The 24241-nt window shown below is 60.4% G+C and carries 20 protein-coding genes and 1 tRNA gene; 14 read left to right on the top strand and 7 right to left on the bottom strand.

Annotated elements, in window-relative coordinates; genetic code table 11:
* The first annotated feature begins 7 nt into the window (after nt 1-7).
* The 10 genes from CMV30_RS03250 to CMV30_RS03205 all read left to right on the top strand — a co-directional run bounded on the left by CMV30_RS03250 (nt 8) and on the right by CMV30_RS03205 (nt 12682).
* Nucleotides 8-1186: a two-component system sensor histidine kinase NtrB gene (locus CMV30_RS03250; RefSeq protein WP_096054687.1), complete on the top strand. Its 1179-nt coding sequence runs from the start codon at nt 8-10 to the stop codon at nt 1184-1186.
* 131 nt (nt 1187-1317) lie between these two features.
* Entirely contained in the window at nt 1318-2538 is a 1221-nt protein-coding gene (locus tag CMV30_RS03245) for a porin (protein ID WP_096054686.1), read from the top strand.
* 32 nt (nt 2539-2570) lie between these two features.
* Entirely contained in the window at nt 2571-3125 is a 555-nt protein-coding gene (locus CMV30_RS03240; protein ID WP_138223096.1) for a hypothetical protein, read from the top strand.
* A gap of 19 nt (nt 3126-3144) precedes the next feature.
* Nucleotides 3145-4650 carry a methyl-accepting chemotaxis protein gene (locus tag CMV30_RS03235; RefSeq protein ID WP_096054684.1) on the top strand — a complete coding sequence of 502 codons (1506 nt, stop codon included), beginning with the start codon at nt 3145-3147 and terminating at the stop codon, nt 4648-4650.
* Between the two features lie 69 nt (nt 4651-4719).
* The gene (locus tag CMV30_RS03230; RefSeq protein ID WP_096057590.1) at nt 4720-6201 is read left to right on the top strand and encodes a sigma-54-dependent transcriptional regulator; all 1482 of its coding nucleotides are present in this window, start codon (nt 4720-4722) and stop codon (nt 6199-6201) included.
* 19 nt (nt 6202-6220) lie between these two features.
* Nucleotides 6221-8020 carry a hypothetical protein gene (locus tag CMV30_RS03225; protein ID WP_096054683.1) on the top strand — a complete coding sequence of 600 codons (1800 nt, stop codon included), beginning with the start codon at nt 6221-6223 and terminating at the stop codon, nt 8018-8020.
* 62 nt (nt 8021-8082) lie between these two features.
* On the top strand, nt 8083-9279 hold the full coding sequence (locus CMV30_RS03220) for a porin family protein (RefSeq protein ID WP_096054682.1): 1197 nt from the start codon (nt 8083-8085) through the stop codon (nt 9277-9279).
* Between the two features lie 177 nt (nt 9280-9456).
* A complete protein-coding gene (locus CMV30_RS03215) occupies nt 9457-11661 on the top strand; it encodes a GumC family protein (RefSeq protein WP_175414712.1) in 2205 nt (734 codons plus the stop codon).
* Nucleotides 11609-12541: a PstS family phosphate ABC transporter substrate-binding protein gene (locus CMV30_RS03210; protein WP_138223094.1), complete on the top strand. Its 933-nt coding sequence runs from the start codon at nt 11609-11611 to the stop codon at nt 12539-12541. The genes CMV30_RS03215 and CMV30_RS03210 overlap by 53 nt, the downstream gene beginning before the upstream one ends.
* A 65-nt stretch (nt 12542-12606) precedes the next feature.
* A tRNA-Gly gene (locus CMV30_RS03205) sits at nt 12607-12682 on the top strand.
* Between the two features lie 217 nt (nt 12683-12899).
* Here CMV30_RS03205 and CMV30_RS03200 read toward each other — a convergent pair.
* Complete coding sequence (locus CMV30_RS03200; RefSeq protein ID WP_096054679.1) at nt 12900-13562, bottom strand: response regulator; 663 nt, start codon at nt 13560-13562, stop codon at nt 12900-12902.
* Between the two features lie 19 nt (nt 13563-13581).
* On the bottom strand, nt 13582-14709 hold the full coding sequence (locus CMV30_RS03195) for a sensor histidine kinase (protein ID WP_096054678.1): 1128 nt from the start codon (nt 14707-14709) through the stop codon (nt 13582-13584).
* Nucleotides 14710-14994: 285 nt separating this feature from the next.
* Here CMV30_RS03195 and CMV30_RS03190 point away from each other — a divergent pair, with 285 nt between their 5' ends.
* From CMV30_RS03190 to CMV30_RS03180, 3 genes are all read left to right on the top strand, one after another.
* Nucleotides 14995-15507, top strand: coding sequence for a response regulator (locus CMV30_RS03190; RefSeq protein ID WP_096054677.1), 513 nt, complete (start codon nt 14995-14997; stop codon nt 15505-15507).
* A complete protein-coding gene (locus CMV30_RS03185; protein WP_175414711.1) occupies nt 15470-15859 on the top strand; it encodes a response regulator in 390 nt (129 codons plus the stop codon). The genes CMV30_RS03190 and CMV30_RS03185 overlap by 38 nt, the downstream gene beginning before the upstream one ends.
* A gap of 459 nt (nt 15860-16318) precedes the next feature.
* A complete protein-coding gene (locus CMV30_RS03180; protein WP_096054675.1) occupies nt 16319-17863 on the top strand; it encodes a PhoH family protein in 1545 nt (514 codons plus the stop codon).
* A 101-nt stretch (nt 17864-17964) separates the two neighbouring features.
* On the opposite strand, the gene CMV30_RS03175 is transcribed toward CMV30_RS03180, so the two are convergent.
* From CMV30_RS03175 to CMV30_RS03160, 4 genes are all read right to left on the bottom strand, one after another.
* A complete protein-coding gene (locus tag CMV30_RS03175) occupies nt 17965-18624 on the bottom strand; it encodes a lysophospholipid acyltransferase family protein (protein WP_245844384.1) in 660 nt (219 codons plus the stop codon).
* A complete protein-coding gene (locus tag CMV30_RS03170; protein ID WP_096054674.1) occupies nt 18621-19286 on the bottom strand; it encodes a (d)CMP kinase in 666 nt (221 codons plus the stop codon). The genes CMV30_RS03175 and CMV30_RS03170 overlap by 4 nt, the downstream gene beginning before the upstream one ends.
* Before the next feature lie 4 nt (nt 19287-19290).
* Nucleotides 19291-20646, bottom strand: coding sequence for a 3-phosphoshikimate 1-carboxyvinyltransferase (gene aroA, locus CMV30_RS03165; protein ID WP_175414710.1), 1356 nt, complete (start codon nt 20644-20646; stop codon nt 19291-19293).
* 414 nt (nt 20647-21060) lie between these two features.
* A complete protein-coding gene (locus CMV30_RS03160; RefSeq protein ID WP_245844383.1) occupies nt 21061-22137 on the bottom strand; it encodes an A/G-specific adenine glycosylase in 1077 nt (358 codons plus the stop codon).
* Nucleotides 22138-22518: 381 nt separating this feature from the next.
* Here CMV30_RS03160 and rnhC point away from each other — a divergent pair, with 381 nt between their 5' ends.
* Nucleotides 22519-23529: a ribonuclease HIII gene (gene rnhC / locus CMV30_RS03155; RefSeq protein ID WP_096057587.1), complete on the top strand. Its 1011-nt coding sequence runs from the start codon at nt 22519-22521 to the stop codon at nt 23527-23529.
* Between the two features lie 199 nt (nt 23530-23728).
* Here rnhC and CMV30_RS03150 read toward each other — a convergent pair whose 3' ends face one another.
* The gene (locus CMV30_RS03150; protein ID WP_096054672.1) at nt 23729-24220 is read right to left on the bottom strand and encodes a hypothetical protein; all 492 of its coding nucleotides are present in this window, start codon (nt 24218-24220) and stop codon (nt 23729-23731) included.
* Nucleotides 24221-24241: the final 21 nt, after the last annotated feature.

Raw genomic sequence — 24241 nt, 5'->3', positions numbered from 1 at the left:
GCGGGCGATGGCTGGCAAAAAACATTCTTCGCTTGATCGTGTGCTGGGGCGTCTGGACACGCTGGATTCGGTGAATCTGGCGAATCTGGTGCAGCGGCTGGCGCGGGAGCGGGGCGTGTTCGAGGACATTTTCAACACGTTGCAGGAAGGGGTACTCATCATCGATGCGGACGGGGTGATCGAGTACGCGAACCAGGCGGCGCATCCGTTGATCGGGTTGCGCGAGGAGGAGCTGACACGGGTGACGTTGTGGCGTCTGGTGCCAGGGTTGCGGGCGTCGCTCGAGTCGGCGCTGGACGATTCTGTGAAGGGCTCGCCGGTCGCGACACGGGAGATCGAGCTGACTTATCCGGAGGCGCGGGTGGTGCGGCTTTATCTGGTGCCGTTTCAGGCGGAGGGACGCGGGGCGGAGCGGCGGTTTGCGGTGATTTTGACGGACATCACGCGGGACAAGCAGACGACGGAGGCGCGGATCGAGAGCGAGCGCACGTCGTCGATTTTGCTGCTGGCGGCGGGGGTGGCGCACGAACTGGGGAATCCGCTGAACTCGCTGACGATCCACCTGCAGTTGATCGAGCGGCGGTTGAAGAAATTGAAGGCGGCGAAGGACAAGGACTCGGAAGCGCTGGCGGAATCGATCCGTGTGTGTCAGGGCGAGGTGCAGCGGCTGGATGGGATCATCACGAATTTCCTGGAGGCGATCCGGCCGCGGCCGCCGGATCTGGCGGAGACGCATCTGACCGAGGTGCTGGCGGAGGTGTTGAATTTTCAACATAACGAACTCGAGGATCGTGGCATCACGGTCGAGGCCGAGCTGCCGGAGTCGTTGCCGGTGATTCTGGCGGACCGGAATCAGTTGAAGCAGGTGTTTTTCAACCTGATCAAAAACGCGATGGAGGCGATGGAGCCGGGTGGGGCGTTGCGGATGAGGACGTGGTCGGATGACGAGTTCGTGTTCCTGTCGTTTGGGGACACGGGGAGCGGGATCAAGCAGGAGGATTTGGTGAAGTTGTTTCAGCCGTATCAGACGACGAAGGTCGGCGGGAGCGGGCTGGGGCTGATGATCGTGCAGCGGATTTTGCGCGCGCATGGCGGGCAGATCGGGATCGAGAGCAACCCGGGCGTGGGCACGGTGGTGACAGTGCAGTTCCCGCGGCGGGACCGGCGGGTGCGGATGTTGACGTGAGCGAGGGCGGGAGGAGGGGCGGGGATTTTACAGAAATTTTGGCCAGCCGACTGCAATAGGCAGGGAAACACCTCAAGGGACAGCGAGCAGGGGTCGTTGTTAAGTGCGTCCGCTGTTTTGCGGACTGACCTATGAACAACTCCAAAACCTACCTGCACGCGCTGATGGTGGCGGCTGCGCTGACGACTGTCGCGCATGGCCAGAATCCTGAATTATCCGTTGAAGAACGGCTCAAGCGAATCGAGGCCGCGATCTTGCGGCTCGAGTCGCGGATGAACGATACGGTGAGCGCCGACGAACTGGCGCCGACGTTGAAGGAATTTTCCGATCTGACGCGGCAGATCGGCTATGACGGCAAGCCGATGACGGTGGTGAAGGCCGCGGGCAAAGAGAAGGCGCTCACGCTCGGCGGCTACATCCAGATGCAGGGCGAGGCGGGCGATGCGCCGGACTCGCGCTTCACGGGGATCAACGACCGTTTCCTGCTGCGGCGCACGCGGCTGACGGTGAAGGGCGCGTTCGCGGAGAACTTCGATTTCACGATCCAGTCGGACTTCGGCAACAACTCCGTCGGCGGCGTATCGGGATACCGGGCACAGCTGGCGGACGCGTTCGTGAACTGGAACAAGTACGCGTTTGCGAATGTGCAGATCGGGCAGTTCAAGACGCCGCACGGCTACGAGCAGCTGCTGTCTGACACCAAGACGATTTTCATCGAGCGCTCGCTGCCGAACGACCAGCTGACGGTGAGCCGGCAGATCGGGCTCGGCGTGAACGGCGTGGTTGCGAACAAGCGCGTGAACTACGGCGTGGGACTTTTTAACGGCAACGGCGTGAACAACGGCGCGAACGACAACGAGAACTTCCTGTACGCGGGCCGCGTGGCGGCGACGGCGTGGACGCGCGGCACGGACAAGCTGGCGTTTGGTGTGAACGGGTTCGCCTCGGCGGACACGGGGATCACCGTACCCATACTGACGGGCACATTTACCGGGCACCGCACGGGCTGGGGCGCGGATGGACAGCTGACGCTGGGGCGGCTGGATGTCGGCGGCGAGTTTCTCCACCTGCTCGCGAACCGGCGCACGGGCGTGGACGCGACGGCGGAAGGCTGGAATGCGTTTGCCGGATACTTCGTGCTGCCGAAGACCCTGCAGGCGGTGCTGCGTTTCGAGACGTATGACTCGAACACGAACACGGCGGACACCACGAGCGACACGTGGACGCTGGGGCTCAATTATTACCTAAAGGGCGACGACTTGAAACTGTCGCTCAACTATCTGCTGGGCGATCCCGCCGGTGTGCTTTCCGACCAAGGGCGTCTGCTGGGGCGCTTGCAGGTCATTTTCTGAGTTCTCAACCGCGTCCCATGCTTCTTTTTCCCATGAAAATCCGTCTCTCATTTATCACTGCCGCGCTCTGGCTTTTCGCCAGCGCGAGCATCGTCCACGCGCAGGCTCTTGCGCCGGCGGTTCAGTCCAAAGTCGAAGAACAGATCAAACTCATCACGGCCTGGGCCGCCGAGCCGGCGGTCGTGGAGGCGGTGCGTGCGCATAACGCATCGGTACCGCCGGAGCAGGCAGCGCTCACGCAGGACAAGTGGCGTGCGCTCACGGTGCTCGATCCGCTGGTGCGTGGGTTCACGAAGAATCCCGTCGGGCAATTTCTTAAAACGAAGAAGAGCGACCTCGTCACCGAGGCATTTGTCTCGGATGCGGAAGGATTGAAAGTCGGCTTCATCGCGAAGACCTCGGGCTGGTCTCACAAAGGAAAACCCAAGCATGATGTGCCGATGACTGGTAAAGCGTGGCAGGGTCCGGTGGAGGTCGATGAGTCGAGCGGGATGCAGCAGCTGCAGATCGCGGTGCCGGTGCTCGATGGGGGCAAGCCGATCGGCTCGCTCGTGGTCGGGATCAGCGTGAGCAAGCTCTCGAGCTGAGGGGGCGGAGGGAATTTTTATGCGTCACTGGTTCTCGTCGGTCCGGGGGCGACTGCTGGCATTTGCGGGGGCGGCCATGGTTGCGTTGCTCGTGGTGGCGCTGGCGTCGGCGTGGTTCGTCCGCTGGACGCGCGAGGCGGATGCGCGCATCGCGACGTCGGTGAGTGCGGGACTGCGCGGATCTTATTCGGCGTTGGAAAAGTTGATGACGGCGCAGGCGGTGTTGCAGGGCATGCTGCGGCTGAAGGACGCGGACGAGATCGAGGCGGCGCTGGAAAAGTACGAGAAGACGGACCGTGAATCCGTGGCTCAGATACTGACGTTCTCGCCAGGTTTGCGCGCAGGGCTGACGGCGTTGCAGGAGGCGGGGAAGGCGGTGATCGAGCAGGTGATCACGGGCAATGGCGCGGGGGCGCTGGAAGTTTATGTGGACCGGTACAACCCGCGATTCGCGGTGTGCGTGCTGGCGTTGCGGCGACATGCGGATGAAGTCGAGCGGCTGGCGGCGGTCGAGATGGCGGAGCGCGAGCGAGCGGATGCGCAAGCGATGCAGATCGCGGCGGGCGTGTTGCTGGCGACGTTGCTCGCACTGGCGTTGGGCGCGTGGCGCTTTCAGCGGGCGATCTCGCGGCCGCTGGCGGATACGGCGGGCAAACTCGATGAGGTGGCGGATGCGCTCGCGCAGTTTGCGGAGGAAGTGAACCGCTCGAGCCAGAATCTGGCCGAAGGCGCGAGCAGCCAGGCGGCGTCGCTTCAGGAGACGAGCGCGTCGCTCGAAGAAATTTCCAGCATGACCCGGCGCAATGCGGACAGCGCGGGCCGGGCGAAGAGCAGCTCGGCGATCACGCGGCAGGCGGCGGATGCGGGCACGGCCGACATGCAGGCACTGACGAGTGCGATGGGCGCGATCAAAGAGGCGAGCAGCAACATCGGGAAGATCGTGAAGACGATCGACGAGATCGCGTTTCAGACGAACATCCTGGCGCTCAATGCGGCGGTCGAGGCCGCGCGTGCGGGCGAATCCGGGGCGGGCTTTGCGGTCGTCGCCGATGAAGTGAGAAATCTTGCGCAACGCTCTGCGCAGGCGGCGCGTGAATCGGCGGAGAAGATCGCCGACTCGATCGAGCGCGGGGAAACGGGCGTGACGCTCAGCGCGAAAGTGGCGGAGGGGCTGAACCAGATTTTGGGATCGGCGCGGCAGGTGGACGATTTGATTGGCGAGATCGCGACGTCGTCGAACGAGCAGAGCACGGGTTTTTCCCAGATCGTGACGGCGGTGACGCAGATCGACCAGGTGACGCAGGGGAATGCGGCGGGCGCGGAGGAGAACGCGAGTGTGACGACGGAGATGAAGCGGGAAGTCGCGGTGTTGCGCGCGGCGATTGACGATTTGCGGGCGTTGCTGGGCGGGGCGGCGGAGGGGAAGCGTTTGGGGAGAGATGAAGCGGGCGATGATTCTGGGAAGCCGGGTGCTGGTGAAGTGGCGAAGGGAACTCTGGAGAGTTCAGACGTGAAAGCGAAGTGAGGTCGAAGCGCGGGCGGGGTGGTTTCGCCGCGCTTGACCGGTCCGGGGGCGCTCGTGTGAATGGCGCGCATGGTCCCCAGTGTCCTCATCGTCGATGACGAGAAACATACCCGAGAAGGGCTGCGTCAGGCATTGGAGGACAACTACGATGTGTCGGTGGCGGCGAGCGCAGACGAGGCGTTCAACCTGATCGAGTCGCAGGAGTACGATGTGATTTTGACCGATCTGCGGATGCCGGGGAAATCGGGGCTCAAGGTGATCGACAAGGCGCTGACGCTGCCGAACAAGCCGGCGGTGATCATGATGACGGCGTACGGCAATGTGGAGACAGCCGTGGAGGCGATGAAGCGCGGCGCGGTGGATTTTCTGACGAAGCCGGTAAACATCGAGCGGCTGGAAGTGCTGATGCAGCGGGCGCTCAAGACGAAGACGCTCGAGGTCGAAGTGAAGCAGCTGCACGAGCGGCTGGACGATAAGTTTAGTTTTGAAGGCATCATCGGGCATTCGGCGAAACTGCAGGAAGTGATCGACCGCGTGAAACTCGTGGCGCCGTCGAAGGCGACGGTGCTCGTCGAGGGCGAATCGGGCACGGGCAAGGAACTCATCGCGCAGGCGGTGCATCAGACGAGCACGCGGGCGCGGGGGCCGTTTGTGGCGGTTCACTGCGCGGCGCTCTCGGAGAATTTGCTGGAGAGCGAAATCTTTGGTCACGAGCGCGGCGCATTCACCGGTGCGATGGAGCGGCGGGTGGGGCGCTTCGAGGCGGCGGATGGCGGGACGCTGTTTCTTGACGAGATCGGCGAGATCTCGGCGTCCACGCAGGTGAAGCTGCTGAGGTTTCTTGAGACGAAGACGGTGGAGCGCGTGGGTGGATCGAAGCCGATCCCGCTGGATGTGCGCCTAGTCGCGGCGACGAACCGGACGCTGGAGCAGCTCGTGCGCGAAGGAAAGTTTCGTGAGGATTTGTTTTTCCGCCTGAACGTGGTGCGGATCACGATGCCGCCGCTGCGGGAGCGCCGGGAAGACATCCCGGTGTTGCTGGCGCATTATCTGAAGTTTTTCAGTGAAGAGAACAAGTTGCCCGCGCTCTCGATCGAGCCGGGAGCGTTACGGCATTTGCAGGCGTATCCGTGGCCTGGGAACATTCGTGAGCTCCGCAATTTTACGGAGAACGCGGTGGTGCTGCGTCGTGGCGGGAAGTTGACGGAGTACGATCTGGAGCCGCGGTTTCGCGGGGAAGTGCTGGCGCTGCCGTCGGGGAGCTCGATGGCCGCCGGATCGGCGGGTGCGGCCGGGACTCAGGCGGGCGCGAGTGGGCTCGCGAGCACGGGAGCCAGTGCGGCGGGGAGTGCGCCTGCGGGGGCGCAGGTGTTTTCGAGCCCGGCGAGTGCGTCGCTTTTGATTCAGGATAACGAGAAACGGTTGTTGCGTGAAGCGCTGATCAAAGCGCGGGGGAATCGCACGAAGGCGGCGGAGTTGATGGGCATCAGCCGGCGGACGCTGCATCGCAAACTGGCGGACTGGCCGGAGCTGGATGTAATCGATAAGTGAGCGCGCGCATTCGTTTTCGATGAATTCACGTCGTTCGCTTCAAGAATGGGTTCACTGGCTGGAGGTGGGCGCGGGCGGGCGCTGGGTGGCGCGGGTGGCGGTGATCCTAGGCGTGGTGTTGCTGTCGTTGAGGATCGGGTACGTGCAGTTTCACGGGCCGCTGACGGAGACGACTCTGGCGCAGGCGGTGGTGGCGCGGCAGTTGGTGAAGGGCGAAGGATTCACGACGCTGGTGAATTATCCGCAGACGGTGGCGTGGATGAAAGAGCACACGGGCAGAGCGGGCGGAGGGACGGAAGCGTCGCAGTTCGATCCGGCGAAGGCGTTGCCGGAGCTGCATCAGGCGCCGCTTTATCCGGTGGTGATCGCTGGGGCGCTCAAGGTGTTTCCCGAAGGCAAGCGGGCGGCGTTGTTCGACACGGTGCCGAAGCCGCCGGATGGGTTTGGCGCGGACTATGTGCTGCTGGTGCTGAACATCGTGCTGCTGTGGGTGGCGGCGTGGCAGACGTATGCGCTGGGGCGGAGGCTTTTCGATGAACAGGTGGGCGTGGTGGCGATGCTGGGGTTGCTGCTGTCGGCGTCGATTTGGAGCACGACCGTGGCGGTCGGCGGAATGCCGCTGCTGATGGTGCTGATGCTGGCGTTGTTTCACGCGCTCGTGCGGATCGACCAAGGCGCAGCAGCGGGGAAAATGCCGTGGCTGGCGCTCGGTGCGGCGGGCGGCGTGAGCGGGTTGATGTTTCTCGCGGACTATGCGGCGGGTGTGGCGCTGGTGGCGGCGCTGGGTTGGGCGTGGTTAAGGTTTTTGGGGCGAGCGCGAGTGATTGCGACGGTCGTGGTGGCGGGCGTTTTTCTGATCGTGGCGGGGCCTTGGATGATTCGGAACGTGGTGCTGACGGGGAATCCGGTGGCGCTGGCTTGGCAGGGGATCGCGTTGAAGGCGGGCGATCCGACGGCGGAGCCGGAGACGGTGCGGGCGACGTTGTCGGCGGCGGCACCGGTGGTGGATCTGGACAAGCTCGGAAACAAGATGCTGACCTCGCTGCAGAAGAGTTTTCGCGAGCGGTTGTGGGCGGGCGGGGGGATTTTCTTCACGGCGTTTTTCGTCACTGGGCTGGTGTATCGGTTTCGCGAGGACCGGGTGAACCGGGTGCGCTGGCTGTTTGTGGCGACGCTCGCGCTGCTGGTGGTGGCGCAGGCGTTTTTCGATTCGGGGGAGGGTGAGCGGTTTCCGGTGGTGTATGCGACGCCGTTGATCGCGATTTTTGGTGCGGGGTTTTTTGTGGTGCTGGTGGCGAGCAGCGAGGCGTTGCGCTCGCACGCGCGGTGGGCGGCGGCGGTGCTCCTAGCGGTGCAGGCCTTGCCGCTGGCGCATGATGTGATGGAGCCGCAGAGGCTGCATTTTAGTTATCCGCCGTATTATCCCGGGCTGTTTCTCGGAATGCGCGAGGAGATGACGCGGCGCGGCGGGGCGCATCCGGCGTGGCTGGCGGATGTGCCGGCGGGGGCGGCGTGGTACAGCGGGCAGCGCGTGTGGGCGCGGCCGGCGACGTTGCGGGATTTTTATGGGGTGTGCCAGGAGCAGGCGCAGGTGGCGCTGGTGTTGACGCCGCACACGCTCGACCGGCCGTTTTTCAGCGAGCTGACGAAACGCAACGAGGCCGGGGGGAAATTAGGCGACTGGTCTGAGGTTTATGGGGCGCTGGTGACGAACCGGTTTCCGGCGGGGTTTCCGCTGAGCCTGCCGCAGAAAGTGGCGGATAATTTTTATGTGTTGATCGATCCGCTGGCGATGGGCGGGGCTGGGCGGAGGCAGTAATGCGTTGCGCGTTTTCGTTTGGTTTCCGTAGCGTGCGCGTTCGTTACATCCGCAATCTCGCTATGATCCGACGTCTGAAGCACCCGATATTCGCCACTGCCTGCGTGGGGCTTTTGTCGGCGAGTGCGTTCGCGGTGTACGCGCCGATCCCGGAGCAGGAGCAAGGAAAGTTGCTCACGATCTACGCGACGGCGGGCGCTTACTATGACACAAACATTTTTGGCGCGCCGGCAGATGAGTTGAGCAGCATGGTTTATCAAGTGTCGCCGCGGTTTGTGTTTAATGTGTCGGCATCGGACCAGACGCTAGTGTCGGCCTCGTACCAGCTATCGGTCGATTATTTCGTGGACCGGCCGGGGAAGCAGTTCCTCGACAGCCACAGCGCGAGTGCGAGCGTGAAGCACACGTTCAGCCCTCGGCTGGAGATGGAGTTGAGCGATGCGTTTCAGCTTTCGAAAAATCCCGAGTCGTTGCTGCCGGGGTTGTCCACGGTGCTGAACACGGACCAGTCGTACTCGCTCAACCAGCTCGACGGGCGGCTGGCGGCGAATCTGACGAAGCGGACGGGGCTGACGTTCAAGGGGCGCGTGGCGACATTTTCCTACGACAACGAAACGCTCGCGGAGGAGCTGGACCGCAGTGAGTTCCTCGGCGGGCTGGTGCTCACGCACGCGCTGCTGCCGGAGATCCAGGCGGTGGCGGAGTACCGGCATCAGGCGATCCGGTACGCGGATGGAGGGGAGACGAAGGACAAGGACTCGGACTTCGTGCTGGCGGGGGCGGACTATGTGCTCAGCGCGCGCACGGCGTTGAGTGGACGGCTGGGCGCGGAGTATCGGCGGCGCAAGGACGCGGACGATGAGCTGATGCCGTATGCCGAGCTGGCGGTGAAGGCTGACTATGCGAAGGGCTCGTACGTGTCGGCGGGTTATGGTTTTTCGGTCGAGGAAGTTTCCAATCTCGATGTGTACACGGACATGACGGTGCATCGGTTCTTCGCGAATGTGCAGCAGGTGATCAGCCCGCGGCTGGTGGCGACGGGCTCGCTGAGCTGGGAGCCGGGAAAGCTCAATGGACGCGAAGGAGTCAGTCCGGATCGCGACGAGACGAACGTGAAGCTCGGGGTGGCGTTGATCCACCGGCTGAACACGCGCTGGACGGTTTCGGCGACGCTGGATCGCGACGATGTGACCTCGGACGACCCGGGCCGGATGCTGAAACGCACGCGCGGCGGACTCACGGTGCGGTGCGTGTTTTGAGGGTAGGCTGGTGTGGTGAAGAGAAGGCTTGAATGAGTGGGAGCGAAAGGTCCGGGAGGAGGAAAGCGGCTAAACGCAGCCGAGATGCTTTGGTGGAGTCGGCGCGTCTGGTGGTGGAGGCCGGAGAAAACGAGCTTGCTGACAGGAGGTGAGGGAAATTCCCTAGCGGCTCGATCAATGGCCCATACCCACGTCAGCAAAGAGGGCGCTTCGCTCGCCGATTTCTTCCATCTGCTCCGCCTGCGCAAGGCGTTGATTTTTCTCATCCTCAGCCTGGTCGTGATCACGACGGTGGTGGTGACGGCGTTTTTGCCGAAGTGGTATCTTTCGACGCTCAACGTGCGCGTGGAGAAGCCCGAGGGAGAAGTGAAACTTTTCCAGGCGCAGTCGAGCGGCTACTACGACCCGTATTTTTTGCAGGATCAGTTCAAGATCATGCAGTCGGCGAAGGTACTCTATCCGGTCATCGAGAATCTCGGGCTCAACGACAAGATCGGGCGCTCGATCGGTGCGTATGCGCCACTCGCGACGGATGAGACGTATAATTATCTTTTGAAGAAAATGCTGCGCGTGGAGTCGCCGCGCGGTTCCTCGATGATCGAGGTCGGTGTTTACTCACAGGACGCGGCACTGGCGGCGGCGATCGCGAATGAGATTGCCCGGGTTTACTCGGACGACCGAATCATGTTCGCGACGTCGGAGCAGCGCGAAGGGCTGACGCAGCTGCGCAAGGAACTGGAGTCGCAGGAGCGCACGGTTTCGTTGCAACGCGATATGGTGGAGCAGTTGAGGAAAGACCTCGGGATCTCGGGCGTGGATCTGAACGCGCGCTACAGCGACATGGAGATCGAGACGCTCCGGCAGATGCAGAATTCGCTCATCGCGTTGAGTGTGGATGCGATCGGGCGCAAGACGCGGTATGAGCGTTTCAAGAGCATCCCGGCGGAAGACCGGATCAACCTGATCAACTCGGAGCTTATCCAAGATCCGAATATCCAGAACCTGCTTCAGGCTTATCTCATCGCTGACCAGAACGTGACGAAGTTTCGCGCGCGGCTCGGTGCGGCGCATCCGGAGTTGATCGGTGCGACGGACAATCGGGCGAAGATCAAAGAGCAGCTTGATGCGCAGCTACGTGGTTATGAGAGCGCGCTTGAAATAGCCTACAAGGAAGCTGACGCGCGCGTGGCTGAATTGAAGAACCAGCTCGCACAGGCGAAGGTGGATCAAATCCTCTCGGCGCGTGACCGGATGCGGCCGTTCGAGGAAGCGGCGCGGAAACTCGAAGACGAGACGCGGCTGCTTTCGACTCTCAAGGTCACGTTGCGCCAGCGGGAAATCGATTTCCAGGTGCCGAAGCGCAGCATTGAGATTTTGAATTATGCCGAGCCGGCCCGGCGTGCGGCGAAACCGAGCTGGCCGCTGAATATCGCGTTCGCGGTGCTCTTCGGTGGAGTGCTGGGCATCGGCACGGCGGTGTTGATCGAATTTTTCGATACGAGCTTTCGCAATGTGGCAGAGCTGGAGGGGCGTCTGGGCAAGCCAGTGCTCGGAGTCATCCCGCACTCCAGCGAGGCGGTGCCTCCGGCCAAATCGGGGATCGTCGAAGATCCTGCGGAGTTGGAGCCGTTTCGCGTGCTTCACACTAATCTCAATCTGGCGCTTAAGGGCGTCACTCCGGGACGCAGTTTGGTGATGCTCTCGGCGGGGCCGGGCGAAGGTAAATCGACGACAGTGCTGCGGCTGGCGCGTTCGATGGGAGCGGCGGGCGAGCGGGTGTTGTTGGTCGACTCCGACCTGCGCCGTCCGACGCAGCATCAGCTGGCGGCGTTGCCGAAGGAACCGGGGCTGGCCGATCTTTTGCAGGGTAAAGCGACGCTCGAGAAGGTCACGCAGCGTGGCGTGTCGCCGGGTTTGGATTTCATTCCGTGCGGAGCGGTCGGTGGATTTACGCTGAGCCTGCTTTATATCGACCGGTTGAAGGCGTTACTAGCGGAGCTTCGCGGGCGCTATGATCGTGTAATTTTTGATGCGCCGCCGATCATCGGTGTGAGCGATGCCTCGGTGCTCGCGAGCGTGGCGGATGATGTTCTCCTGCTCGTCCAGCACAGGCGCAATCCGCACAGCATGGTGGTGCGCGCGCAGCAGATCATCGAAGGGCTGCACAAGCAGATCGTGGGCGTGGTGTTGAACCGCGTTCCGGTGAATTCGAGTGACGACTACGGCTACTACACGCGCAATTACGCTTATTACAGTGCTCGGGAAAACCGCTCGTCGGAGCGACGTGACAAACGGTCGCGCACGGAGCAGGCGGAGCGGGCCAAGAGCGATGAGCGCATCACGTTCACCGAGCGCGAACGGGATGAGCGTAGGAAGAGCTGAGACTAGGGCGGAGGGATTTTTCGTGATGCGACTTATTGTTTTTTTAGCGCTGTGGTTGGTGCCGCTTATCGGGTTTTCGGCGGATGTGCGCGTGGTCGGCAGTGATCTGTTGGGGGCGGATTTCGGAACGGTGTTGGAGGTTTTTTCAAAGCGGGAAAACCTGCGGCTCACGACGGCGTTTGCGGGCAGTCGTGCGGGTTTGGATGAGTTGAAGGCGGGCAAAGCGGATGTGGCGCTGGTGGCCTTTGCGCCGGATGAAAAAAAACCGGAGGGGTCTTTCGTTGCCCTGCCGTTGGCTTACCGGATCGCGGTGGTGGTGGTGCCGGAGCACATCGAGCTGACGCAGATTTCATTCAAGGCGCTCGATGGGGCTTTTGGCGTGGGCGGCGCGGCGGGGTTTTCGCTATGGCGTGATTTGGGTGCGGGCGGAGCTGCGGCACCGTTGACGGTGACCACGCATGTGCTGGCGGGGAAAGGCGATGAGTTGTCGGTCGATCTTTTCGCACGGACGGCGTTGCGCGTGCCGAAGCTGAAGTCGTCGGTTTTGCGCTATCATGATTTCGCGACGTTGAAGGCGCGGTTGTCGGCTGAAGAGGGCGGACTAGCTGTGTTGCCGTACGTGCCGCCGGTGGGTGGCGGCTTGCGAGCGTTGCTGGTTGCGCGAGGAGAGGGCGAACCGGCTTTTGGCCCGTCGGCCGAGAACATCCACACGGGAGATTATCCACTACGGCTGCCGGTGTATGTCGTGTATCGGAGCGAAAGTGCGGCAAGGCTCCGGTCACTGCTGACGTTTTTATGGAGTGATGAGGTGGCGGGAAGTCTCGCGAAAAATCCTGCGCTCATGCCGGTTCCGCTCAGTGGACGGCCACAGGTGCGTTGAGTGGAATTCTTTCTAAAAAGCTATTGACGGATGCGAAGCGGACTTTACTTCTCTCCGCCTGCCCTGCGGGCGTAGCTCAGTTGGTAGAGCACCACCTTGCCAAGGTGGACGTCGAGAGTTCGAGTCTCTTCGCCCGCTCCATTTTAACCCGGTCTTCGGACCGGGTTTTTTATTGGCCGGAAAGCACCTGGCAATGTCTGGTGGTTAAGGGTGAGTGATTACATCAGCATGCTACAAGTGAAGCGGCTGATGGACGTGAGTATGTGGCCGCTTTGGTCCTGTCCTGACCGTGCTAAGCTCAGCAGAGCAGTTTATCGAGAATTGCGCGGAGTTCTTCGGCGCAATCCAGAGCGGAAAATTAAAGCGCTTTGGCGCCTTCTTCGACCCAGCGGACGCAGAACTGCACAAGCTGGATGGCGTTCTGGAGATTGAGCTTTTCTTTGATACGGGCGCGGTGGGATTCCACCGTCTTAATACTGATGTGAAGCTTGCCGGCAATTTCGCGAGTTGGGAGACCGCTGCCGATCATGTTCACTATTTCGAGTTCTCGATCACTCAAGAGATCGACCGGCGAGTCGGGCGCGGGATCTCCGCCGACGACGACTTGGTCTAGCATTCGGCTGGCGACGCGTTCGCTGACAAAAACTTTTCCTGCGCGGATGCGGCGGACAGCTTCCATCACTTTATCCACGACTTCCTGCTTCATCACGTAGGCTTTGGCTCCGGCCTTGAGTACACGCATCGCGTAGATCGACTCGTCGTGCATCGAAAGCACGAGGATCTGGATCTTGGAGTCGAAGGCCTTGATATTCTTGATGAGCTCGATGCCGTTGTAGCCTTTGAGCGAGATGTCGACGATGACCAGATCGGGTTTGATCTGGGAAATCATCTTGAGGGCCGAAGGTGAATCCTCGGCTTCGCCGCAAAAGACCATGTCGGGTTCGCGGTTGATCAATTCGGCGAGGCCACGTCGCAGGAGCGGATGATCGTCCACAATGAATATGCGAGTTTTGGCGCTCATCGATGCTGGGTGGCGCGTATTAGTTTTGGAAAGGATAGCGAAGGCAAGCTGTTACCCCTTGCGGAGTGGCGTTTGCGATCGAAAGCTCTCCGCCGAGGATGCCGGCGCGGTAATGCATTATGTGCAGACCGACGCCTGCGGTAGAGGTATCCGACTTAGCCAGACCGCTGCCGTTATCGCGAATGTTGAGCTCCATGCGGTCGGGGAATGATTCGAGGCTTACGTCGATGCGAGTTGCACGGCCGTGCTTGATGGCGTTGCTCATGGCTTCCTGCGAAATGCGATAGATTTGGATGATCTGCGCTGACGAGTGCTTCGGGAAACGACCTTTGAACTGGGTTTGTATTTCAACCGTGAAGCGAACTTTGACTTGGGCACTGAGCTCGAGGAGAGCACCACGAATATCCGCAATCTGGATTTTCCCGGGAAACAATCCGTGAGTGAGTGCGCGAGTACGATGCATGGCATCGATGATCTGCTGGTTTAACTCTTTGAAGTTACCGGCTTCTTCCGGGGCCTTGGCGGCGATGCGGCTTTCCGCGACGCGCATCAGGCAGCTGACGCCGGCGAGAACTTGGCAAAGGTCGTCATGGAGATCCTGACCGATGCGATTTTGTTCACGTTCGCTGACGCTCAAGCTTTCCAGTTGGTAGCTTTTTTCCTTTTGAATATCGGTCACGAATCCACGAGTGACGGCGTTCTTTCCGCGGCCTTGAATTTCGTGGATGGAGTGGCGGACCCAGAGGATGGAGCCGTATTTGTCGATCAGACGGTAATCGATGCTCGCGGGGAGATTTTTGGCGTCGAGTTTTGAAAAGTGCAGCTGAGCCCGGGCGCGATCAAGGGGGTGGATACAGCGATGCCAGTTGGCCGGGGAGGCGGTGGGCAGTGATTTGAAAACGGCGGCATCGGTTGGGAAGATTGTGGTGGCGGAAATGGGAGAGGCCTTGCCCTCCCACGCCATGATGCGGGCTTCACTGAAAATGCCGTGAGCCGCCCAGGCGGGAGCTTTCGAAGAGGTGATATCGCTCTTTAACGTGGCGGGAACCGGCTGTGGCTTTCCCGACGGCTTAGTCGTGGCGGATTCTTTTTTGCGGGCAACTGAGGTTGAACCCGCGGAGGCCTTTTTAGGTGTGAGGGATTTCATTTAAGTAAGCGGATTCGTTGCAGCTGTATTGAAGTAGTCGAGGCTTTGGACGGTTTGGCTAAGGTTATTCCTTTGGGGTTTGTAGTGTTTTCCATGAGCGACCGGAAATGTAGAAATCTTTCATGACTATGACCTTGACTAAGATAATTGATGCGGGAGGTTCACGGCACCCCTCGGGTATTTTAGTCTAAGCCTGAATTCTTGCATCCTTTAGCTTACCTACAGGTTCCTAGCTAACCCCACATATCGAGCATCATTGTAGCGATGGACTGATGATCACCCTAAATGAATCCATCGAGCAAAATTTCCCAAGAGCTAGGTAATGTACGTAATTCCAATAACCCTTGGGTTGATCGGATTTACTTGGTAGATGACCACCCGTTTTTCGCCACGGCGCTGGCATCCTTGATCAATACGGAGGCGGATATGTCAGTGTGTGGACATGGATCGGATTTCGCAAAGATCCTAGCCGATGTGGTGCAGTTCACGCCTGATATTTTGGTGATGGATGTGAATCTCAGTTCTCGGAATAATTGGATGCTCGCGATTGAGCTGAGAAAGTTGTCCAAATCGGTACCGCTACTATTTGTTTCCAGCTTGCAAAATCCACAGGTGGAGATGGGTTTGAAATGGCTGGAACCGTGCAGTTTCGTTGAGAAAACCAAGGATCCTGCCGATATCATCAAGGCGATCCGCCAGACCTTGGTTAAGCTTCGTCTTTTTCAAAGTCTTCATCCTGCTGGTCAGTCATCCCTCAAACGTGAAACCCAAAGAGAACAAAACCATCCTGGTAGTTGATGACAACGAACAGGCTTTGACGCTCGTTAAAGAAGCGCTGTCCACGCGTGGTTTTAATGTGATGACCTATAATCGCGGGACTAACGCGATGGCCTTTCTCGATTCCAAGAAAGGCGATGTCGTGGATTTGGTCATCATTGACTTGGTGATGCCTGATGTGGATGGGATGGAACTCGCGGGTAAAATCCTGGCGAAGCGGCCCGAGATTAAAATTCTCGTGATGTCCGGATATGCCGACGATGTCGTCGTTCACGGAATTTTTGAGAAGAAGAGCGTCGATTTTCTTGGGAAGCCTTTCAGCATCCGGGATTTATTTACCAAGGTGAGCGTGCTGCTGGCGCAAACTGCGTAGTCAGGGCCTCGTGAGAGGAGCGTTTCGCTCCCGAGTTGAGAGTTTTAGTTTTGTCTGACTCTGACTCTGACTCTGACTCTGACTCTGACTCTGACTAATGGCGAATATGTGGCTTTTGCCGTGTACTCTGTTTCGAGCCTCAAGTTCTCAGCAGAAAGACCGATATCTTTTTTGAAACTTTTCGAAAGGCGCCGCGTCATATGTATGCAGATCGCTTAAAAAACTTTCTCCCGCTTAGCGGGAGATTTGGGGTAACCAAGAAAGCAATGGGCGGATCGTCTAGGGGTAGACGGTCCGCCCTCTTTTTTTGCCCAAAGCGAGCGACACGCGGCACAGATAATTTCGAGCGGATGTTCACATCGGCTGTTGCAACGCTGAGGCAACTTTCCGCCGTTTTCTTGCAGTCACGAATCGACAGGCGGCACACCCTGTGCTGACTTCTTCACACGTTATCCACAGATGGAAATTCTGAGCAGGGTCACAGACCCCAAAACACAGCTCAAGGTGTCCGCGAAGGTGAAAACCTTCGTTTTGGACACAAACGTCCTACTTCACGATCCACAGTCGATCTTCAAGTTTGAGGACAACAACCTCGCCATCCCAGTCGAGGTCTTGGAAGAGCTGGACGCCATCAAGACTGAACAATCCACCGAGCGCGGCCGCAATGCGCGCCGGGTGCATCGAATCCTTCAGGAGTTACTGCCCGATTCCCGGACGATGCTCGAAGGCGTCAAGCTGCCTAACGGCGGCACGCTCTCGGTGATTATTAACCGGTATCTGGTTGATCAAAAATTCGATTCTCCGGCGATGCAGCGCTTCCGCGCGGTGCTCCCGGATTTCTCGAAAAAGGATAACCGGATCATCGCGTGCGCGCTTTTCGTGCAGGAGCAGTACGATCCGCCGACGATCCTCGTGACCAAGGACGTCAACGTGCAGCTTAAAGCGCGCGCGGTCGGTCTCGAGTCAGAGGACTATCTCAACGACAAGGTGCCCGAGGCCGTCGAAGAGACGTCCTACCGCGAGATCCCGGTCACGATTTATGAACTCCAGCGCTTTTGCTCGGAGGGTGAATTCGATCTCGGTCCTGATGTCGGCAAAGACCTTTTCTTAAACGAGTACATCCTCCTGCGTTCGAATGAAGGAAAGACGATGCCCGCCCGTTTCTATGGAAACGGATCTGTGCGCCGTCTGAAAATTCCTGACTTCGTGAAAGCGCCCGGCGGTATTCCGATCCGGCCGCGCAATCTTGAGCAGCAGTTCTTCATGGATGCGCTGCTCGACGAGTCGTTGTCGATGGTGACGTGCTTCGGAAAAGCCGGCACGGGCAAGACGCTGATCTCGATCGCGTGCGCGCTGCATCAGACGCACGACGATCATTCGCACTACGACGGCCTTTCGATTTCCAGGCCGGTGATCGCCCTGGGTAAGGACATCGGTTTTCTCCCTGGCACTCTCGAGGAAAAGATGAAGCCGTGGCTCCAGCCGTATTTCGATGCGCTGGAAGTCATGCTGCCGTCGAAGCCTCAGAAAGAGCCGCAGTTCGCCGCGAAGAAGGTTTCGAAGAAGCATAAGAAGAAACAGTACGAAGACGCCGCTCTTCAGGCCGCGCCGGCTCCGGCGGTTCATTCGAATCATCATCATGGCAACGGGAATGGTGGGCAGCCGATCAAGCCCTATGAGAAACTCATCAAGAGCGGGCTCGTTGAGATCGAAGCACTCGCATTCATCCGCGGTCGCTCGATTGCGCGCCGGTTCTTCATCCTCGATGAAGCACAGCAACTGACGCCGCATGAAGTGAAGACGATCATCACGCGTATTTCCGAAGGCTCGAAGATCGTACTCATCGGTGATCCTGCGCAGATCGACAATCCGTACGTCGATTCGCGCAGCAACGGCCTCGTCTATTGCTACAACCGCATGAAGGGCCAGTCACTCGCCGCGCATATCACGCTGATGAAGGGCGAGCGCTCCAAGCTCGCTGAACTAGCAGCGGATCTGCTCTGAGTTCTTGCTGAAAATTAGTTCACACAAAAGGCCACCGAGTGATCGGTGGCCTTTTTTTTCGGCGTCGGAGGAGGCTTTGTGTTTCAGCGATTGTTCGCGAATCAGACGACTGTCTCCGCCGGTTTTTTCAGTGCGGCGATGTGCGTCATGATGCGTTCGCTGGCGCGTTGGTAGCGTTCTTTTCCTGCGGATGGATCGTCGTAGTCGGCGGGAGAAATCGGCTTCCCGTAAACGACGGTAACGGGAGTCGGGATGTGGACTTTGCCGTCGCGGCCGAAGGCGTCGAATGAGCCGAAGATGCGGGCGGGCACGACAGGTACGGCCGTCCGGCAGGCGAGGAGGCCGACGCCGGGTTTGGCGGATTGAAGATTTCCGTCAGGTGAGCGCGTGCCTTCGGGGAAGAGGATGATGACTTTGTCGTTCTTGAGCGCTTGAAGGACACGCTTGATCGCGCTCACGTCGGAGCCGCCGTCGCGGTCGACGGGGATAGTGCCGACGATGTCGAGCCACCAGGAGGCGAAGCCTTTTTTCCAAAGTGTTTTTCTCGCGAAGAAACAGACCTGCTTCGGGATCAGGGAGCCGACGATTGGCGGGTCGAGGTGGCTGGCGTGGTTGGACGCGATGATGAACGCGCCGTTCTTCGGCAGGTTTTCCAGGCCGACGACTTCGCCGCGGAAGGCGATGTCGAAGATCACGCGGAACACGTAATGGCAGAAGCCGTAGACGCGGGTCATCTCGACCTGGCGGAAACTGTAGCTCATGCGGCGGTGAGTTTGGTGGCGAGTTGCGCGGAGATTTTATCCACGACCTGTTCGAGCGTCAGGTAAGTGCTGTCGATGAGCTCGGCGCCCTGGGCGCTTTCAACAAGGCGCTGGTGATCGAGCGTGTCGCGTTTGGCGACCTGGTCTTCGCGGCCTTCTTGTTCGCGGCGTTTCGCGCGGGCGACGGGATCGGCGAAGAGGAAGAAACGGAAATCGGCGTCGGGGAAAATCTTTGAGCCGATGTCGCGGCCTTCCATGACGAGGCCGCGGAACGTGTGTTTGCGGCCGGTGGTGGTCTGACCGCGTTGATAGTCGAGGAGAGCGGCGCGGACTTCGGAGATGGCGGCGAAGTGGGCGACCTCGGCATTGACGCCGGGGCTGCGGATTTCTTCGGAGTCCACGACGCGGCCGTTGATTTCCATCTGGGCGCTGCGGCCGTTGAGGCGCGTGCCGAATTTCAGATTGGAGACGGCAGCGCGGACGGCGGGCAGATCGTCGGCGCGGAGTTTTAGGCGTAGCAACTCGGCGGTGACGGCGCGGTAGAAGGAGCCGGTGTCCACGTGCAGCAGGTTGAAGCGTTCGCTGAGAGCTCGCGAGGTGGAGGATTTGCCGGAGGCGGCGCCGCCGTCGATGGCGACGATGATGAAAGGGGAGTCGGTCATGCGCTTAGTCGGAGTGGGATTGCGTCCAGAGCTGGCCGAGGACGTCGAAGAAGTGGGGGAAAGTTTTTGCGCAGCAGGCGGGATCTTTGATGGAGAGCCACGGGATGCCGTTTCCATCGAGGTCGTGGCAGCCGAGGATGCCGAAGCTCATGGCGAAACGGTGGTCGTGGTAGGTCTCGATTTCGACGTCGCGCTTCAGCGGACGTGGGTGGATTTCGAGTGAGTCCTCGGTCTCGATCACGTGCTGGCCGAGTTTGATGAGTTCGCAGGCCATTCCGGCGACGCGGTCGGTCTCTTGTTTGCGCGTGTGGGCGATGCCGGTGATTTTGGTCGGGCCGCTGAGGAGCGGAGAAATCGCGGCAAGCGTGAGGAAGGTGTCGGAGAAGGTGTTGAAACTGGCCGTCACTCCGGAGCGTGCGGCTGGGGAACTCCAGGACGTGAGCGTGTGGTTGCCGGTGGGGTCGAGGCGCACGGTTGCGCCGACTTTTTCGGCGATGGTGAGAAACTGGGTGTCGCCTTGCAGACCGGCGCCGACACCGCGAAGGCCGGAGAGTTGTATCTGGCCGCCGGTGACGAGCGGGAGCGCGGCGAAGTAGCTGGAGGCGGTGGCGTCGGGCTCGATGGCGTAGGTGCCGGGATTGCGGTAGCGCGCGCCTTGTGAGAGCACCGGTGCGCTGTAGGTGCCGCCCGCCTGACGATCAGCGGTCAGGCCGGAGAAGCTGGTCATCAGCCTGGCGGTCATTTCGACGAATGGCTCGCGGACGCCGCCGACGGGTTTGATTTCGAGCGGCTTGGCGGCGAGCGGCGCGACCATGAGCATGGCGGAGAGCATCTGGCTGCTCTCGGTGGCGTCGATTTCGACGGGGCCGCCGCGCAAGCCGTGGGCGTGGATTTTGACGGGGAAGAAACCGGGCTGGCCGAGGTATTTGATTTCGGCGCCCTGGCTGACGAGGGCGTCGAAGAGGCCTTTCATCGGGCGTTTCCGCATCTGGGGGACGCCGTCGATGGTGTAGATGCCGCTTTGAGCCGCGGCGCAGAATGCGGTGAGGAAGCGTGCGGCGGTGCCGGCGAGGCCGACGAAGATTTCGGCGCGTTGCGCGGGGATTTTTCCACCGCAGCCGGTGACGTGGATGGTTTTACTGGCTTCGTCGGTGCGGACGGGGATGCCGAGCTGGGTGAGCGCGGTGGCCATGAGCTGCGTGTCTTCGCTGAAGAGCGCGCCGGTGAGCGTGACGGGGCCGTCGCAGAGGGCGGCGAGGAGGAGGGAGCGGTTGGTGAGGCTTTTCGAGCCGGGCAAAGTCACGTCGCCTTTCACGGGTTTGGTGAAGGGGCGGATGGGCAGGAGATCGGGCAGCGACATGCGTGGAAATTGGTCAGAAAAACCGGGCATGTCTGCAAGGCGAGCTTTGCCTTGATTCGAAAAACGTGGCGTGGGGGGCTTGCGAGGTGTGCAGCGTGCGTTCCGGCTAGATCAGAGATTCCGAGGCGCTCGGTGAAGGTTTCGACTGAGGTTGAAGCGCGAGTGCGCAACGACGCGAAGGAGGCGTGAGGGGCGGTTGGTAGGAGAGTGTTGGTGGGGCTGGTGTGGGTGGTGACGCGGGGCAAGCGTTGGGCTCTAATCTTTCTCCCCTGTGAAAACGAGGCACTGCATCTTCACCACGCCAATCGCCAGCGGACGGTTTGTTTGTGCGGGGCCGAGCCCCCCGTGTTTGCGCTGAGTTGAGATAGTGGAGGGGAAAGGCCTCACGCGAGGTGAGGCCCCACGGCCGGAATTTTAATGGGGGAATTTGGCGAGGAGCTCGGTCACCCAGCGGCGGTGGGGGCCGGAGAGGGTGATGGTTTCGAGGTCGGCGATGGGAACCCAGTGGAGTGCGAGATTTTTTTTGAGGCGGCGGCGGGTGGCGACGTCGGGCGCGAAGGCGTGGATTGATTCGCTGATCTGGTAGCGGGTGATGCCGCGTTTTTTCCGAGCGAGGAGCGGGGTGGCGAGCAGCGTGGCTTCGTCGAGGCCGAGGTCGGCGTGGGAGGGGAGCTCGTGCATATTGGCGAAGCGTTTCGCGCCTTCGGCGGCGCGGTGCAGGAGGAGTTTGCCATCGTGGAGTATCCACGCGCGGGTGATGGCGAGGTGCTCGATTTTCTTTTGGGCGAGGCGAGGGAAGTTTTCGGGGTCGCCCGATTTTTGTCCGGCGCAGAAAGCGAAGACGGGGCAGACGGTGCAGAGCGGGTTGTGGCGCTGGCAGATGGTGGCGCCGAGTTCCATCATGGCTTGGTTGTGGTCGCCGGGGTGGTCGCGGTTGAGGAGGGCGTCGGCCAGCGGGGTGACGGTTTTGACGGCGGTGGAGTTGTCTTTGAATTCCGTGGCGTCGGCCGTCAGGCGGGCGAGGATACGGACGACGTTGCCGTCGACGACGGCGGCGTGGGCTCCGAAGGAGATGCTGGTGACGGCGGCGGCGGTGTAGGGGCCGACGCCGGGGAGTTCGCGCCACTCGGAGGGCGTGCGCGGGACGGCGGGGAGAGCGGCGATGGTTTTGGCGAGTTTGTGGAGATTGCGCGCGCGGGAGTAGTAGCCGAGGCCTTCCCAGAGTTTGAGGACGCGGGCTTCGGGGGCGGCGGCGAGGGCGACGAAGTCGGGGAGCTCGGCGAGCCAGCGGGCGAAGTAGGGGAGGACGGTTTTCACCTGCGTCTGCTGGAGCATGAGCTCGGAGACGATGGTCTTGTAGACGGAGGGAGCGTCGCGCCAGGGGAGCTTGCGGTGATGGACGCGGTACCAGTCGAGGAGCGCGCGCTGGAAGGCGTCGCGGGCGGCGATGAGGTGTTTGGCGTTGGTCGCTGTGGAAGGAATGGAAGCCACGGAACTGGGTGTGGAAATCAGGAAGGCTGGAAACGGAGGACGTAGATTTGTTGAAACCACAGAGGCACAGAGGGCACGGAGGATGAAGACGGAAATTTGGGAACGTTTTTGGGGAGTGACTATGAGGTCGGAGAGCGGAGGTTTTTAACCACAGATTCGGAAGGATGAGGACGGGATTTCGGAGCTGATTTTTTTGGGACGGGATTAGCGAGATTGGAAAGCACCAGGAGAGACTGGGCCCATAAATCCGACGGGGCTTATCGGAATCAAATTATGTTGGGAGTTTCTGGCTCTGAACTTGGCGACTTCGTTTCGTTGAGGCTTCAAAAATCGTCGGGAAAACGGGCGTGTCTTTTGGAAAAAAATGTGGCCTGTGGCGCGATGCCTAAGAAGACGGACTTTGAATCCGATCAGCCGAAGAAGCTTTCGTCGTACACCGTCAAATTGGACGATGCTCAGATGGAGAAATTGCGCGCGATCTGCGCGGCACGGCATTGGGAGCAGGCGGAGGTGGCTTACACGCGGTTCGCCTTCAAGGGCGAGCAGGCAAAGGTGAACGTGACGGCTTACACGAGCGGCAAGGTCGTGATCGCTGGGAAAGGGACGGAGGATTTTGTGCGCGATACGATCGAGGCCGAAGTGACGGGCGCGCCGAAACTGGGCTACGATGAGGTGAATCACCCGGACTGGTTTGAGTCGCACGCAGGGCTCGATGAGAGTGGTAAGGGCGATTTCTTCGGACCGGTGACGACGGCGACGGTGATTGCGGATCGCGATGCGGTGGAGTCGTGGCTCGCGGCGGGGGTGAAGGATTCGAAGAAGATTTCCGAAGGGCAGATCTTCAAACTGGAGGACGTGATCCGCAACACGCGCGGCGTGGTCGTGGAGACGTTTTCCTGGGAGTACATGACTAAGTACAACGAGCTGATGCTGCGGCCGGGCGCTAATCTGAACCGGTTGCTGGCGTGGCAGCATGCGAAGGGATTGCTGGCAGCGCTCGACCGGAAGGCGGTGTCGTGGGGGCTGCTCGACCAGTTTACTGAGCAGCCGCTCGTGCAGAAGGAACTCGCGAAAAAGGAGCTGAAGAACTTCGAGCTGAAGATGCGCACGAAGGCGGAAGAAGATCCGGTCGTGGCGGCAGCATCGGTGTGCGCGCGTGCCGAATACGTGCGGCAGATGGTGAAGCTCTCGCGGAAATTTGGCGCGAATCTGCAGAAGGGCGCGGGTCCGCTGGTGAAGGATCAGGCGCGCGGGATCATCGAGAAGTTTGGCGCGAAGTCGCTGGGCGAGTTTGCGAAGCTGCATTTCCGCACGGCGTACGAAGTCGTTTCAGAGATGGGAAAACTGGATGAGCTGCCGTTGAAGCCACCGCCGCCGAAGATGGAGTGGTGAGAAAGCGCGCGCGGATTTTTATCGCGGAAGCGCCGGAGGGGCGGAAACGCGGAACTGAAGCGGGCGATGTTTAGGTGAATCGCGAAGACGCTAAGGACAGTTCAGAAAGAACATCGCTGTTCGGATGATGGCTGGACAGGGACGACACGGAGGTCGTCCCTCCATTTTGTCAGTGGGCGGTTAGTTGAGCCCTTGAGCATTATGCAGCGAGGATGGTTTTGCCGAGTTCGGCGTCGGCGAGGCGCTGGATGTATTTGGTGAATTCTTCGTCTTCGCCTTCGAGGAGTGTGGGCAGCGCGGCGCGGAAATCGGCGCGGCGGAGCCATTCGCGCATGTAGTCTTCCCAGCTTTGCCACATGCGGCGGGTTTGTTTGTCCATCTTCTCCTCGTAAACGAGCAGGTGGGCGCGTTCGAAGAGGGAGATGAGGATGCCGAAGATGGCGAGGCGGCGCTCTTTTTGCTCCTCGGTGAATTCGATACGCGCGCTTTCGCGGCGGAGGAGGTGAAGGTCTGAGTTATCGAGGACGAGCTTGAGGAATTCGCGGTACTCGTCGGAGAGGCGTTGGAAGATCTCCTCCTGGTCGTTGGTGCGTTCTTTGCGCTGTTCGAGTAGGTAGACGATGATCGCGAAGGGGAGGCCGACGACGGTGACAGCGTAGCTGAGGAACTCGAAGGTCTCGAAGAGGTTCATGGGAGGTTAGCCGGTTTCCGA

Origin of the sequence: Nibricoccus aquaticus (assembly GCF_002310495.1) — a bacterium.
GTDB classification, from domain to species: Bacteria; Verrucomicrobiota; Verrucomicrobiia; order Opitutales; family Opitutaceae; genus Nibricoccus; species Nibricoccus aquaticus.
This window is presented reverse-complemented; position numbering and strand designations above follow the sequence as displayed.

Bases quoted from the DNA above. Each gene is read 5' to 3' on its own strand.
- CMV30_RS03250 (WP_096054687.1), top strand. From the start codon at position 8: ATGGCTGGCAAAAAACATTCTTCGCTTGATCGTGTGCTGGGGCGTCTG.
- CMV30_RS03245 (WP_096054686.1), top strand. From the start codon at position 1,318: ATGAACAACTCCAAAACCTACCTGCACGCGCTGATGGTGGCGGCTGCG.
- CMV30_RS03240 (WP_138223096.1), top strand. From the start codon at position 2,571: ATGAAAATCCGTCTCTCATTTATCACTGCCGCGCTCTGGCTTTTCGCC.
- CMV30_RS03235 (WP_096054684.1), top strand. From the start codon at position 3,145: ATGCGTCACTGGTTCTCGTCGGTCCGGGGGCGACTGCTGGCATTTGCG.
- CMV30_RS03230 (WP_096057590.1), top strand. From the start codon at position 4,720: ATGGTCCCCAGTGTCCTCATCGTCGATGACGAGAAACATACCCGAGAA.
- CMV30_RS03225 (WP_096054683.1), top strand. From the start codon at position 6,221: ATGAATTCACGTCGTTCGCTTCAAGAATGGGTTCACTGGCTGGAGGTG.
- CMV30_RS03220 (WP_096054682.1), top strand. From the start codon at position 8,083: ATGATCCGACGTCTGAAGCACCCGATATTCGCCACTGCCTGCGTGGGG.
- CMV30_RS03215 (WP_175414712.1), top strand. From the start codon at position 9,457: ATGGCCCATACCCACGTCAGCAAAGAGGGCGCTTCGCTCGCCGATTTC.
- CMV30_RS03210 (WP_138223094.1), top strand. From the start codon at position 11,609: ATGAGCGCATCACGTTCACCGAGCGCGAACGGGATGAGCGTAGGAAGA.
- CMV30_RS03200 (WP_096054679.1), bottom strand. From the start codon at position 13,562: ATGAGCGCCAAAACTCGCATATTCATTGTGGACGATCATCCGCTCCTG.
- CMV30_RS03195 (WP_096054678.1), bottom strand. From the start codon at position 14,709: ATGAAATCCCTCACACCTAAAAAGGCCTCCGCGGGTTCAACCTCAGTT.
- CMV30_RS03190 (WP_096054677.1), top strand. From the start codon at position 14,995: ATGAATCCATCGAGCAAAATTTCCCAAGAGCTAGGTAATGTACGTAAT.
- CMV30_RS03180 (WP_096054675.1), top strand. From the start codon at position 16,319: ATGGAAATTCTGAGCAGGGTCACAGACCCCAAAACACAGCTCAAGGTG.
- CMV30_RS03175 (WP_245844384.1), bottom strand. From the start codon at position 18,624: ATGAGCTACAGTTTCCGCCAGGTCGAGATGACCCGCGTCTACGGCTTC.
- CMV30_RS03170 (WP_096054674.1), bottom strand. From the start codon at position 19,286: ATGACCGACTCCCCTTTCATCATCGTCGCCATCGACGGCGGCGCCGCC.
- aroA (WP_175414710.1), bottom strand. From the start codon at position 20,646: ATGTCGCTGCCCGATCTCCTGCCCATCCGCCCCTTCACCAAACCCGTG.
- rnhC (WP_096057587.1), top strand. From the start codon at position 22,519: ATGCCTAAGAAGACGGACTTTGAATCCGATCAGCCGAAGAAGCTTTCG.
- CMV30_RS03150 (WP_096054672.1), bottom strand. From the start codon at position 24,220: ATGAACCTCTTCGAGACCTTCGAGTTCCTCAGCTACGCTGTCACCGTC.